Raw genomic sequence first — 13,665 nt, 5'->3', positions numbered from 1 at the left:
TTACACAAAACATTGAGGCGGTCTTGGCAGATGCTGAAGTACAAATCGTTGTGGAATTAATGGGCGGGCTTACATTTGCGTATGATTGCATTGTTAAAGCGATTAAGGCAGGCAAAAATATCGTAACAGCAAATAAAGATTTGATTGCGGTTAAAGGGGAGGAAATCTTTGCACTTGCAAAAGAGAATGGCGTTGATGTCCATTTTGAAGCAAGTGTTGGGGGCGGAATCCCGGTTATTGGGGCAATGCAAAATGTTCTTTGTGCCAATATGTATTCTGATATTGTGGGAATTTTAAACGGAACCACAAACTATATTTTAACAAAAATGACAGAGCAGGGTATTTCGTATCAGACAGCATTGGCTCAGGCATCGGAGTTGGGCTACGCAGAAGCAAATCCAAGCTCTGATGTGGAAGGAACCGACGCTGCACGCAAGATTGCAATTTTGGCAAGTATAGCGTTCAATTCAAGATGTACTCTAGATGATGTGTATCAGGAAGGCATAACGCAAATAATAGAGAAAGATATCACTTTGGCAAATAAACTTGGGTATCAGATTAAATTAGTTGCGATGGCAAAAGAGCGAGATGAGAAGATTATCTTGTTTGTGCGACCAGCATTTGTAAAAAATGAGCACCCGCTGGCTGCAGTAAATGATGTGTTTAATGCAGTATTTTTGAAATGCGACGCTGCAGATGAGATAATGCTCTATGGTAGAGGTGCAGGAGAGATGCCAACTGCGAGCTCTGTTGTTGGAGACATTATGGCGATTTGTACAAGCATTGCCAATAAGACTACTGGAAATTATGGGCTTAACTGCTACAAAAATAAAGAAGTTTTGGAGATAGGAGAGTTATTATCATCGTTTTGTTTGCGATTACGCGTTGAGGATAAACCAAATGTGTTAGCAGGAATAGCAAGTGAGCTCGGCAAGCGTGGCGTGAGCATAGCATCTGTAATACAGTCTCCTGTGCCAGAAGGAAAGTTATCTAGYCTAACGATTATTACTCATGAAACCAAAGAAAAATATTTGCAAGAAGCGATTGTTGATTTAAAAGAAAAAGAGTATGTTAAGAAAGCCAACATCTTTATGTGTTTAGGATAGGGTGTAGAAACGGAGGATATCATGTTTTATTCGAGTACTAGAAATAATGATACGAAAGTTGCGTCTGCAGATGCGATTATAAAAGGGCTTGCACCAGATAGGGGGTTGTATACTCCTGTTAGTATTCCGGTTTTGACAGCTACGGAAATAGATGTGATCAAGTCTGGTTCCTATAAGGATGCTGCAAAATTGATTTTTGCCAAATATTTGACCGACTTTTCGGAGAAGCAAATAGCCGTTTGTGTGGATTCAGCTTATGGCGATTCGTTTGAAGAGGTTGCGCCACTATATCAACTAAATGATCAAGCGTCGGTTTTGGAACTATGGCACGGGCCAACTTGTGCCTTTAAGGATGTGGCRCTACAGGTGTTGCCATATCTTATGACAACGGCGATAGATATTACGGGCGAAAAAAATGATATTGCCATCATTGTGGCAACTTCGGGAGATACAGGAAAAGCTGCCTTAGAAGGATTCAAAGATGTTGCGGGGACAAAAATCATTGTGATGTATCCGAGCGAGGGTGTTAGTGCGGTTCAAAAGCAGCAGATGGTAACGCAAGAGGGAGACAATGTGTCGGTTATTGCAATTAATGGCAATTTTGACGATGCTCAAACTGCGGCCAAAAACATATTTACGGATGATGTATTGAATGCCACTTTGTTAGCAAAAGGGATCAAGCTTTCGAGCGCTAACAGTATAAACTGGGGCAGGTTACTTCCACAAATTGTATATTATGTAAAGAGTAGTATAGACCTTGGTGGCGCGGATTATGTAGTACCAACCGGAAACTTTGGAAATATATTGGCCGCGTACTTTGCGAAGATGATGGGCGCTCCAGTGAAAAAGCTTGTATGCGCATCAAATCAAAATAATGTTTTAACAGAATTTATTAAAACGGGTGTGTACGATAGAAGGCGTGAGTTTTTCAAGACGCTCTCTCCATCGATGGACATATTGATTTCATCAAATTTGGAGCGTTTGATATATGAGCTTTCGGGCCATGACGGTCTATTGGTAGAAAAATTAATGCGAGACTTAGAAGAGATGGAAGCATACACTGTGCCAGAAGATATAAAAGCAAAGATAGATGAGTTGTTTTATGCGGCCTGTGCAGATGATGCGGAAACAGAAGATGCCATCAAGAGATGCTATGATGAATTTGGCTATTTAATTGATACCCACACAGCTGTTGCATATGATGCGTATAAAAAATATATAAAAGATTGTGTAACAGAAAAAGTAGTTATAGTATCTACAGCAAGCCCGTATAAATTTCCGATAGGAGTTGGCGACGCGTTGGGGATGGATGTAGATAAAAGTGAATATAAAATATTGACTGACTTAGAAGCTTTAACAAAAGTAAAAATTCCTGCACCATTGGTGGGGTTGGAGCATAAAAAAGTTTTGCATGAAATAGCATGTAACAAAGAAGAGATTTTGCAAACAATAACAGAGCTGCTGTAGATGTTGTATGCAGAAAAGCAGACGTATGAAGATTTGGAAAAAATGCTAGCCAAGCGCTATAAGGAGTTTTGCAGTAATCCGAAGGCAATAAAAAAACGGGTTGCAATAAATTTTCCGGAGCCTCGCTATAAGATCACATATATTTGTCGTTATCCTGCAGAAAATAATAAGGATGAAAGTGACAATCAGGGATATATATACTATAAGCCATTGTGGGCCGTAATAGGGCATATGTATATGTTTAAGAGTGTGCCACTAAAGAAAAAGAAGTCGATATGGGATGGAATATTATTCTTTTTTGTATCTAAAACAGCGAGAGGAAAAGCCGAGATTCAAATAGCGCAAATTTCGTTGATTAGCATTTTGCCTTTGGCGATACCGATATTAGTGCTAATATTATTTATGCTATTATGAAAGCAGAAAATTAAATATTTTTGATTGCTATTGTATATTTTAGATAAAAGTCGTCAATAATCTATATAAATATTTGAATATATGGAGGATTCTCATGAATAAAAGTGTAAACTTACAAGATGTAGTGCTTAATCAGCTCAGAAAAGAGCGCATTATTTCTACTGTATTTCTAACAAATGGTTTTCAAATTAAGGGCACTATCAAAGGATTTGATAATTTTGTGGTTTTGGTAGATAGTGAAGGTAAACAGCAATTGCTATATAAGCATGCGATTTCAACTATTGTACCTAGTAAAACTCTTTATTTAAACCAGACAGAGGAATAATATAGATTGCGGAAATACCGTGGTCTGATGCCATGCGGAGGTTTATCTTATGAGATATAACACAAAAAATAGGCAAAAGATTTTGGAGTTTATAAAAAGTCAAAGAGATAAATATGTTACTATTAATGAAATTAACGCTGAATTAGAAAGACAAAGCATTAAAATGAGTCTATCAACTATATATAGATATATGGACTATTTAGAAACTGAACAACTAATCAGCAAACACATTGATGCTAACGAAAAAAAAAGTTATTTTCGTTATACTGGAGATAATCCTGCGTGTAAAGAGCATCTTCACCTAAAATGTAATAATTGTGGAATAACGATTCATCTGCCAGCAGATATTTTAGAAAATGCGAACATTCATAATTTTAAAATTGAATATGATTCGTCAGTGATAGTTGGCATTTGTGAAGATTGTCAATAGAAAACAACTGGGCCTCCCAAAATAAAAGGAGGCTATATTTGTGTGCCAAAAATTATATAGCTAGCATTAGGGGTTGCTGCACTGATTTGTCAGCAACAATTTCCCCATTGTGCATTGTAACGACTCGATCGGAGATTTTAGAAACCAAATTTAAGTCATGGCAAACGAATAATACTGTTAAATTAGTTTTGGCATGAATATCTTTGATAAGATCAATGATTTTATCGCGGGTGATAATGTCTAATGCACTGGTGGCTTCGTCCAAAATCAAAACTTCTGGATTTAAGGTTAATGCTCTAGCAAGGCCGACTCGTTGCCTCTGGCCACCACTCATTTCTTTTGGGTATCGATTTAAAAAGCTTTGATTTAGACCCACTTTTTCTAAAAATTCTGTGGCAAATTTAATTTTTTCTTTTTTGCTAATCAGCTTAAAATTGATTAGAGGTTCGCATATAATATCAAGGACTTTCATTTTGGGATTTAGAGAAGTGGTAGTATCTTGAAATAGCATTTGAATATTACGTCTACTTGTTCGCAAGTGTTTGCCTTTTAACTCTGTAATGTCAACGCCATTGTATACAACTTCGCCACTAGTTTTAGATTCGAGACTGGTAATAATTTTCATAAGGGTACTTTTGCCGCAACCGCTTTCGCCAACTATAGATATAAATTCGCCTTTGTATATATCAAATGAAACGTTATGRCAAGCTAATACAGAAGATTTATTGGTCTGAAATGCTTTGTTAATATTCCTAATGCTAATTATTTTTTCCATCTAAATTCCTCCTAATAATTTTTTAGAATAGCAACTCTCKGGGCTCATAATTTTGCCATCTTTTAGAACAATGATGTTGTTTGACATGCGGGTAGCAACCAAGATGTTGTGAGTGATCATTAATATGGCAGTATTAGATTCTGAATGTAAAGCCATGATTTCGGCAATAACTTGATCTTGTGTGGYGGCATCTAGAGCGCTGGTTGGTTCATCTAAAAGCAATAGCTTGGGTGAAAGCGCCATAGCAAAAGCCATCCCAACTCTTTGTTTCATGCCTCCGCTAAGATTAAACATATATGATTTCATAATAGCAGGGCCGTCTAAATTCATTTTGGATAAAGTCGCAGTAGCAAGAAGTTGCGCTTCTGATTTGGATATATTTTTATGCGCTAGAATATACTGTATAAATTGATGACCTATTTTGCGAATAGGATTTAGGCTGAGGCTGCTATCTTGAAACATCATAGAAATTTCAGCGCCTCGTATTTTGTTCATTTGTATGGCAGGGATATTGAGTAAAGAAATATCGTTGTATAGGATCTCACCACCGGAAATGGTGGCTGCCGCGGGAAGAAGCCCCAATATGGATCGCAGTATACTAGTTTTGCCGGAGCCGCTTTCGCCAACGATGCTAACGATTTCGCCAGAGGCAATAGCAACACTAAATTTATCGACGACGATTTTGTCATCATAAGCAATAGAAATATCTTGAATACTTAACATTAATTACCTCCACTCTCTCATCTTATCGCTTAACAAATTAAATATCGTAACAATTATGGCAATAGCAATACCAGGACAAAAAACTAGCCAAGGATATGCTAACATATATGGTCGACCTTCGTTTATCATAAGCCCCAATTCTGGAGTAGGAGCGGTAACACCAAAACCTAAAAATGACAATGCAGAAAGTTCGAGGATTATAGCGCCAATATCTGTAGATGCAGTAATAATGAGGGTTTGAATAATATTGGGTAAAATATATCGAATGATAATATTTAATTGTGTAGTTCCGGCCATTTTGGCAGAGTTTATATAATCTTCGTTAATAATTTTGAGAACTAAACTGCGAGCTAATCTTATGTATTTGCTAACAGTGACGACAAAAATAGCGATCATAGCATTGCGAAGACCGGCACCCATAATTCCGGCAAGAGCAATAGCAAGTACCATAGATGGGCAAGACATCAAAATATCGGAAAAACGCATAATGACAGAACCAACCCATTTGCCATAATAGCCAGCAACAATGCCGAGAGCGCTACCAACTATAGATATCATCAAAATTAAAAATATAGAAACAGCAAGAGAGATGCGAACTCCATAAATTACACGAGAAAATAAATCTCGACCAAGTTTGTCGGTGCCAAACAGGTGTGTTAAACTGGGAGGTTGAAATGCATTCTTGAGATTGCTAGAATATGGGTCATATGGTGCCAAAGCATCTGCAAATACGGCAACTAAAATAATAGAAATCAAAAATAATAGCAATACGATAGTAGATTTGTTTTTCATATTAGCCTCTTTCTAATTTATTTCTGGGATCTAAATAGCTATAAGAAATGTCTACCAACAAATTGATGCTCATATAAATGACGGAAATTAGTAATACATAGGCTTGAATTAAATTATAATCATACGCAATGATGGCATCTACCGCGAGGCTGCCGATTCCGGGATATGAGAATATCACTTCTACTACAGCGACGCCAGATAAAAGGGAGCCCAATGAAATGCCTAATAAAGTTATAAGAGGTAGCAAAATATTTGGGAGTATATCTTTTATGACAATAGCAGAAAAAGGGATGCCTCTAGAAACCGCAGCAATGACATATTCCTTCTCGAGCTCATCCAATAGAACGCTACGAATTTGACGAATATATTTAGCAGACATAGGAATAGCAAGCGTCATTGCCGGCAATATTAAAGCTTGAATATTATTAGCTGTAGAAACAATAGGTAGTAAATGTAATTTCAACCCCACAAAATATAGCAACAATGTGCCAATAAGAAAGCCAGGCATAGATATTCCGAGAGACGTATACGCACGTACAGCATAGTCGAAAGGTTTATTAGCCTTTATGGCAGAGAGGATGCCAAGCGGTAATGATATGGCAAGCATCATGGCTAGGGCGGCAAGTGCTAAATTTATAGTTTTAAAAATTCTGGGGATAGCAATATCGATGACAGGTTGATTTAAAGAGAAGGAGATTCCAAAATCACCCCTAAATATATTAGCAAGCCAATTTGCATACTGAACCCCAAAAGGTTGATTGAGCCCCATGGCTTCGCGGGTTTGTTCGATAATAGCTTCGCTGGGGATATTACCACTAGATATGTACATAGTGCGAACGGGGTCGCCGGGAGCCAAATATACTAAGCTGAAAGTGATAAAAGTTATACCGAGCAAAGTTATTAGCAGCTGAATTAATCTGCTTAAAATAAATTTTGTATTCATTAGATTCACCTCACTAATATATTATAGCAATTTTTTTTGAGAAAATGCAATTAATTTGCAATTTATTAAATTGACAATGTAGTTAAAATAAATTATAATTTTTTTAAACTAAAGGGGGATATTTAAAAATGGAAATTACAACTGTGGGAGCAGTCGTTGGACTGGTGATAACTATTGCTCTTATCATAAAAAAAATCGAAGCGGCATATGCAATGATGGTAGGTGCATTAATTGGCGGATTAGTTGGTGGGGCAGGATTGGTTAATTCGGTGAACTATATGATTGCAGGTGCTCAGGAGATGATGCCTACTATTATTAGAGTTTTGGCTTCGGGCGTACTAGCTGGAACATTAATCAAGTCTGGAGCTGCAACTAAAATAGCAGAAGAGATAATTTTGGTTATGGGTGAAAGACGCGCATTATTGGCTATTGCTCTATCGGCTATGATTTTAACATCTGTGGGTGTTTTTGTTGATGTAGCTGTGATTACTGTTGCTCCTATTGCGATATCCGTTGGAAACAAATTAGGGTATTCAAAGGCAGCTTTGCTTATTGCTTTAGTTGGAGGTGGAAAATCTGGAAATACATTTTCTCCAAATCCGAACACTATTGTAGCGGCCGAAAATTTTGRCGTAAGTTTATCCTCTGTTATGGTAGCAGGATTTATTCCGGGTCTTGTGGGATTGGCAGTTACAGTTTTAATAGCAGCACATATACATAAAAAGAGAAAGTTAGAAGACCATGAATTTATTGAAGATGATAATGATGTAATGACTGTAAATTTACCGTCTATAGTGGGAGCTATTACTGCTCCTGTTGTAGTAATAATTTTATTGATGCTTAAGCCAATATTTGGATTAGAAGTTGACCCGTTAGTTGCTTTGCCAGCGGGAGGGTTGATAGGAATGGTTGCTATGAAGAAATCGAAAGAAATGAGAGAATATTTATCATTTGGACTAAAAAAAATGATGCCCGTTGGAATTTTGTTAGTAGGAACAGGCGCTATTGCAGGAATTATTAAAGCCTCTCAATTGCAATATGATTTGATTGCACTAGTAGAAATTATACGGTTGCCAGAATTTTTGCTAGCACCGATTTCTGGTATATTGATGAGCGCTGCAACAGCGTCGTGTTCTGCTGCATCAGCAATTGCGTCATCTACTTTTGCCTCTACCATTACAAAGGCGGTATCTCCATTAGCAGGTGCAGCTATGGTTCATGCGGGTGCTAATGTATTTGGCACACTACCTCAAGGATCGTTTTTTCATATATCAGCAAATTCAGTAAACATGAACTTAGCAGATAGAATGAAGCTTCTTCCGGCTGATAGCTTGGTGGGCTTTGCAATAACGGTGACTTCTACTATTATATACGGATTAATTTTATAGTATAAAAAAACCTCTCATCATCGAGAGGTTTAATTTTATAAAAATGAAGAAAGGAAAGTTAAAATTAAGTTATTATAGCATAACCACTGTGTAAGAATACTTTCATTAAATATTGCCATAAATGGTTCAGATGATGGTGAAGTTGCTATAAATGGAATTACTAAGCAAAAGATCCATATCCAACAAATACCAAAAAATATTCCCAATATAAATCCGCCTAATTTATTAGTAAAATTTATTATAGGTAAACTGGTGATCATATGCAATATTCCTTTAATTATAAATAAAGCTATTTTAGCGAATATAAATACAATTAAAAATGAAATTGAATTTATGATAAAATTAGTTAATACAAGAGCGATAGAATCAGCTGAATGGGATACGCCTATGGTCAATTGACGATCTATATTTCGAAAGAAATGTTCTATAAAAATAGCAGCTCCATCCATTTGATTAGATAATTCTGCCGATGCGGCCTGTAATTGATCTGAAAAATCTAAGTTTGATATAAACGATGATATCCCCCAAATGATATTCTCATCGAATGAAGTTGTATTGATCATAGCTGCGACCACAGGATAGAACAATACGGCAACAGCAAGAGCAATAAATATGGAAATAAATTCAAATATTGCTAGCACCAGTCCTTTTTGGCGATAAATAAACCCTAATAGCAATATAAACGCCAATATTATTATATCTAAAATCATCTAATTTCCCCCTTTGGTAATTAATCTAATAATACTATTATTTGTCACTGCAATGGCCATATAATTATTGAAGAGAACTTCTTGAACATTTTGCTTTGCAATGAATTGGAATATCTCCTTTCCTACCCTATTATAACCTTTAAATATCAGCCCTCCCCCGATCACTACACCACTGGAATTTGCATTAAAATAATTAATAGGAGCATCAAAATCCAGTTTTACAATATATTCCTTAACTTCGTTTAATAGCACTAAAGAGTGCCCCGCATGTGTAGTTGGTGTCGCTGTAACTATAGGTACAAATCCACCAAGAGGCGTCATTTCATCTATGTTAACTTTAAATAGTGTATTGATAAGTGAAATTTGTCGTATTAATTGTCCATTTATATTGTAAAATGTCAAAAATTTATCTCCAATACTTGCAAAAATATTTTCGCTTATAAATTCTATATTATAAACTAAGTTTTTGGACTCTTTATTTGCGTAAAACATGGGATTTGTAACAACCTCTTTTGGTTTGTGTACAGAAATAGCGCCTATGGTAGATTCGAGGGTAGGTCCATTCAAATACAATGACGATACTATAATATATTCTCCATCTGGAGAGACAACAGCGACCATTGGATAGTCTCCATTGCTAGTAAAGCTTCCGCTACTTACCCCGAGATCTCGCCCGGTTTGACTATAGGCAGAAACAATGTGACCACCGTCTACCACTTCTATTACTGCAACTTCACCGTTTGTATTTATACTGAAATTGGCTATTTTATTTTTAAAAATTAATTCATATAATTTACCTTTAGTGCTAAAAACTATAATTTTATTGCCATTAGGTTCACTTAATGCAAAATATGGAAAATTTTTGCGTATTATAATATCGTTAAAACTTAATGTATTTGACCATACTTCAGCTCCATCTTTGCTAAATGCACGAATTCCATCTTTGCTTATATATATAGCTTGATTTTCATTTAGGATTACTTTCTCCATTTGTGTAGGATTAAATTGATAAATGGTAGATCCTAATGTTAACGTTTGTTGATCAATGCTTACTAGCCCTAAGGCATTGAAAATTATGAACACGATTCCTGCAATGGCAAATATTGTTAATATCAATGTAACTTTTATACTGTCTTTTGTATTCATAATTCACCTCTTAATTTGATAAAAAAAAGATAAGTGCTATATAAACACCTATCTCTTTTTTAAAAATTATATTAGCATTTCATACATTTGAATATATTGTTTGGCAGATTGTTCCCAAGCAAAATCTTGAGACATTGCATTTAATTGAATTTGTTTAAAGTCAGTTGGATAATGATGATATAAATTATTGGCTTCTTCGATTTTTTTGTATAACCAATAGCCAGCATAATCTACAAATTCAAATCCTGTACCTTTCTTTGTTTTTTGATTGTAGTGAATAACAGTATCTTTTAAACCGCCTGTTTGTCTAACGATAGGTACTGCGCCATATCTCATAGCCATAAGCTGACCGAGCCCACAAGGTTCAAAATATGAAGGCATTAAGAAGACGTCAGACGCTGCATAGATTTTTTGAGCGAGTTCTTCATTAAAATCTAAAAATACCAAAGAACGATCTGGGTATAAATACTTGAAGTGTCTAAACATATTTTCATATTCTTGATCGCCAGTTCCAAGAACTACAAATTGGATGCCAAGCTCCATAATTTTATCCATAACCCATTGACCAAAAATTGTGTGTTTCATGAGATCAAAGCCTTTTTGATCTGTTAGCCTAGAAATGATAGAAACTAGCATAGAATTATCTTCTTTGAGACCATACTGTTTTTTAAACATTTTTTTGTTCTTTTCTTTGAGCTCTAAGCTATTTATATCAAAATTATAATATAGAGCAGGGTCTGTTTTAGGGTTATAACGCTTGGTATCAATACCGTTTATAATGCCAGAAGATTTCCAGTATAATTGTTCGCGAAGCAAATTATCGAGACCGCAACCATATGTTGGAGTTTTGAGTTCTTCCATATATGTGGGGCTAACTGTATTGATATGGTCTGCGTATAAAAGCCCGGCTTTCATGAAACTATAACCGCCATTAAATTCTAGTTTATCGGAGTTGGCATAACCGTCATTGAGCTCTAGAAAATCAAGAACTTCTCTGCCAAATAAACCTTGATATTTCATGTTGTGGATAGTAAAAACACATTTAATATTTTGATATTTTAAATCCCAGAAATATTTATCTTTTATTAAAAGTGAAATAGGGCCAGTTTGCCAATCGTTGCAGTGGACTATATCTGGTACAAAATCGATCCTGCAGATCAATTCAGCTACAACCTTACAAAAGAATGCAAATCGTTCGCAGTCATCACCATAGCCGTATAAACCATCGCGGTTAAAATAGTGATCATTTTTTATAAAGTAAGTAGGAACATCAGTTGATTTATATAAAATATCTGCGTACTGATGTCTCCATCCAAGTGAAACATTATATCCAGTTACATGTGTAAGTTGATCTTCTGGTAATTTAAAATGTACTGTTCTGTAGTATGGTAATACAACTCTTACATCAAGACCTAGTGTAATGAGCTCTGCGGGTAATGCCCCAGCAACATCTGCTAGTCCTCCGGTTTTTGCGAATGGAACTACTTCGCTGGAAACAAAAAGACATTTTAATTGTTTTTTATTTTTAGTCAAAATATTCTCTCCTTCTGTTGATAGTATAACAGAGAAATTTTCTCGTCATAAAGTATTTTACACGAAATTTTGTATTTTGTCCAATAAAAAAAAATTATTATTCATTTACACGAATCTTAAGTTTTTGTCCCACCCAAATCTTATCGCCATCTTCTATTTCTAAACCACTCCATTCCAAAATTTCATGAACATAGGACTCATCTCCAAAATATTTTTGACTGATCTTTCTAATTGTATCGCCAGGTTCTACTGTATAAACTTCAAAATCTTCTGCGCTTTGAACATCATTAGACTCTGCGGGGATAGTTTCCTCGTGATCAATAGATTCGGTAGGTATAATTACTGTTGGCTCTGGAATGTCTGGTATTTGAGCTGCCGAGCCTACAGGCGTAGAATTATTTAATAATTCATCAATCGGAGAAGATTTTGGTGGAGTAGGAACTGAAGGAATTACAGTTTCTGCAGGTGGTGTTGTTGGTATTACAGCGGTAGGGACAATGGTTGGCGTGGTTGATGGCTGGATAATATTGGTTTGTGCATTAGTACTAGTAATTTGATATGGAAAGTTTTCTTCTTCTTGTTCGTGATTAAATACTGGTTGTGTGAGTACAGTATCGTCATTAGAAAATCTAGCAAAGACTGCCGCTAACGCAAGAACAGCAAAACAACCGGCCACTAGCGAAAAGTTAGATTTTTGTTTTGAACTCTGGGTCTTTGTACGATTAGAATCAGAGTCTCTAAATTGATGAACGGCTCTATCAGGAACTGTTTCAGAAGATTCTGTTACTTCAAGTAATGGGTTGTCCATCATATATTCTTGCATAGCAGGGTTCTGATCATAGAATAAATAATATCCAGTTTGTTCTTTTAGGGTTTCTTCATCATATGCAAAAAATGTTTCTACCTTATTTACAGCATCAACTAATAATAGTAAAGAATATTTATCTCTAAAAAATTCGCGATGCGCTTTAATTTCTTTAGAACTTACCATTGTGCCATAACCAGGTTGCATATGTAGCCAACCTACAATGCTTGCGCCTTTAAAATATTTATCTTTTTCTTTGTTTACGGCTTGCAAGCCTTGTTCACTTAACCATAGATCATCATTAGATAAATACTTCTGAGGAATAGGGATGATACCAACGATAATTGTTTCCTTGTTTTCTTCATAACGTTCACCAATTAAGACAGCAGACAATTCTTTGTGTTGATTAGTGAAAGCATATTGATAAAGGTATGTATGCGCATAATCCTCAATATACACAATATGCTCAGTATCCAAATCACCGATAGGTTTTAATGAATTCGAATCATTTAATAATTTTTCGTATAAAGCTCGTGCATCGATTGTTGTTCGGAACGCAGGTTTTTTTTCTGGAATAAAAATTTCTTTTTCAACAATATCTATTTCTTCGACATTCTCATCGATCGCAGAAAATTGAGTAGCATTAGAGATTGGTTCGTACGCTGGATTATATTCCTCAGGAGCAACGTCATAATTAGGTTCATCATAAGTGGAATCATATTCTGGATCATATTCTGGATCRTAYTCCGGATCATATTCTATTGCAATGTCCTCTTGTGAAGGTTCTGGTTTAGAAATTTTCTTTTGTGCTTCTCTTGAAGAAGTTTTTGGCTCGTATATTATTTTACCCATTATATATTCTCCTTTGTTTTATAATGTTGTTAGTTTTATAATGTTGTTGATTGTAACTGTTATAATTTTACAAATATGACAAAATATTTCGTTAAATTCACTAATACCAATATATTACCAAAATTAGTGTGCAAATTTTGTATGCATACTGTAATATACCATTAATCCCCCTGTTTACTTAGCATTTTTTGTCGAGTATCTAAAATTTTTTATCTACATTTTTCAACAAAATTCAGCTTTTGCATAGAAATTGAAA

General features: G+C 35.5%; 14 protein-coding genes. 6 read left to right on the top strand and 8 right to left on the bottom strand.

Annotated features, from left to right (window positions below; genetic code table 11):
- The 5 genes from EPU_RS12390 to EPU_RS10590 all read left to right on the top strand — a co-directional run.
- Positions 1–1,106: homoserine dehydrogenase (locus EPU_RS12390; RefSeq protein ID WP_044150195.1), on the top strand; the 1,106-nt coding region annotated here is incomplete at its 5' end.
- A gap of 21 nt (positions 1,107–1,127) precedes the next feature.
- Complete coding sequence (thrC, locus tag EPU_RS10605; protein ID WP_010169235.1) at positions 1,128–2,573, top strand: threonine synthase; 1,446 nt, start codon at positions 1,128–1,130, stop codon at positions 2,571–2,573.
- The gene (locus tag EPU_RS10600; protein WP_010169232.1) at positions 2,574–2,987 is read left to right on the top strand and encodes a hypothetical protein; all 414 of its coding nucleotides are present in this window, start codon (positions 2,574–2,576) and stop codon (positions 2,985–2,987) included. It begins immediately after the preceding gene.
- A gap of 94 nt (positions 2,988–3,081) precedes the next feature.
- Positions 3,082–3,312 (top strand): RNA chaperone Hfq, encoded by a 231-nt coding sequence (hfq, locus tag EPU_RS10595; protein WP_010169230.1) that lies wholly within the window; start codon positions 3,082–3,084, stop codon positions 3,310–3,312.
- Between the two features lie 49 nt (positions 3,313–3,361).
- Complete coding sequence (locus EPU_RS10590) at positions 3,362–3,742, top strand: Fur family transcriptional regulator (RefSeq protein WP_010169228.1); 381 nt, start codon at positions 3,362–3,364, stop codon at positions 3,740–3,742.
- A gap of 52 nt (positions 3,743–3,794) precedes the next feature.
- On the opposite strand, the gene EPU_RS10585 is transcribed toward EPU_RS10590, so the two are convergent.
- From EPU_RS10585 to EPU_RS10570, 4 genes are read right to left on the bottom strand one after another with little or no spacing between them, the layout of a single operon-like run.
- Complete coding sequence (locus EPU_RS10585) at positions 3,795–4,517, bottom strand: ABC transporter ATP-binding protein (protein ID WP_029488385.1); 723 nt, start codon at positions 4,515–4,517, stop codon at positions 3,795–3,797.
- Positions 4,518–5,240, bottom strand: coding sequence for an ATP-binding cassette domain-containing protein (locus tag EPU_RS10580; RefSeq protein WP_010169224.1), 723 nt, complete (start codon positions 5,238–5,240; stop codon positions 4,518–4,520).
- A gap of 3 nt (positions 5,241–5,243) precedes the next feature.
- Complete coding sequence (locus EPU_RS10575) at positions 5,244–6,032, bottom strand: ABC transporter permease (RefSeq protein ID WP_010169222.1); 789 nt, start codon at positions 6,030–6,032, stop codon at positions 5,244–5,246.
- Between the two features lies 1 nt (position 6,033).
- Positions 6,034–6,975 (bottom strand): ABC transporter permease, encoded by a 942-nt coding sequence (locus tag EPU_RS10570; RefSeq protein WP_010169220.1) that lies wholly within the window; start codon positions 6,973–6,975, stop codon positions 6,034–6,036.
- Positions 6,976–7,103: 128 nt separating this feature from the next.
- Here EPU_RS10570 and EPU_RS10565 point away from each other — a divergent pair, with 128 nt between their 5' ends.
- A complete protein-coding gene (locus EPU_RS10565) occupies positions 7,104–8,363 on the top strand; it encodes a GntP family permease (RefSeq protein WP_010169218.1) in 1,260 nt (419 codons plus the stop codon).
- 35 nt (positions 8,364–8,398) lie between these two features.
- Here the strand turns inward: EPU_RS10565 and EPU_RS12925 are convergent, their stop codons facing one another.
- The 4 genes from EPU_RS12925 to EPU_RS10545 all read right to left on the bottom strand — a co-directional run bounded on the left by EPU_RS12925 (position 8,399) and on the right by EPU_RS10545 (position 13,409).
- Positions 8,399–9,073 (bottom strand): CvpA family protein, encoded by a 675-nt coding sequence (locus EPU_RS12925; RefSeq protein ID WP_010169216.1) that lies wholly within the window; start codon positions 9,071–9,073, stop codon positions 8,399–8,401.
- Entirely contained in the window at positions 9,074–10,219 is a 1,146-nt protein-coding gene (locus EPU_RS10555) for a DUF5711 family protein (RefSeq protein ID WP_010169214.1), read from the bottom strand. It lies immediately after the preceding gene.
- Between the two features lie 66 nt (positions 10,220–10,285).
- Positions 10,286–11,752 (bottom strand): glycogen synthase GlgA, encoded by a 1,467-nt coding sequence (gene glgA / locus EPU_RS10550; RefSeq protein ID WP_010169212.1) that lies wholly within the window; start codon positions 11,750–11,752, stop codon positions 10,286–10,288.
- 97 nt (positions 11,753–11,849) lie between these two features.
- Entirely contained in the window at positions 11,850–13,409 is a 1,560-nt protein-coding gene (locus tag EPU_RS10545) for a LysM peptidoglycan-binding domain-containing protein (protein ID WP_029488384.1), read from the bottom strand.
- Between the last annotated feature and the right edge of the window lie 256 nt (positions 13,410–13,665).

The sequence above is a fragment of the Candidatus Epulonipiscium viviparus genome, assembly GCF_000171335.1.
Classification (GTDB): Bacteria; Bacillota; Clostridia; order Lachnospirales; family Cellulosilyticaceae; genus Epulonipiscioides; species Epulonipiscioides viviparus.
The sequence above is the reverse complement of the archived record's forward strand: the minus strand, read 5'-3'. Positions and strand labels throughout refer to the sequence as shown.

Bases quoted from the DNA above. Each gene is read 5' to 3' on its own strand.
- EPU_RS10575 (WP_010169222.1), bottom strand. From the start codon at position 6,032: ATGAAAAACAAATCTACTATCGTATTGCTATTATTTTTGATTTCTATT.
- EPU_RS10555 (WP_010169214.1), bottom strand. From the start codon at position 10,219: ATGAATACAAAAGACAGTATAAAAGTTACATTGATATTAACAATATTT.
- EPU_RS12925 (WP_010169216.1), bottom strand. From the start codon at position 9,073: ATGATTTTAGATATAATAATATTGGCGTTTATATTGCTATTAGGGTTT.
- EPU_RS10600 (WP_010169232.1), top strand. From the start codon at position 2,574: ATGTTGTATGCAGAAAAGCAGACGTATGAAGATTTGGAAAAAATGCTA.
- EPU_RS10570 (WP_010169220.1), bottom strand. From the start codon at position 6,975: ATGAATACAAAATTTATTTTAAGCAGATTAATTCAGCTGCTAATAACT.
- EPU_RS10590 (WP_010169228.1), top strand. From the start codon at position 3,362: ATGAGATATAACACAAAAAATAGGCAAAAGATTTTGGAGTTTATAAAA.
- hfq (WP_010169230.1), top strand. From the start codon at position 3,082: ATGAATAAAAGTGTAAACTTACAAGATGTAGTGCTTAATCAGCTCAGA.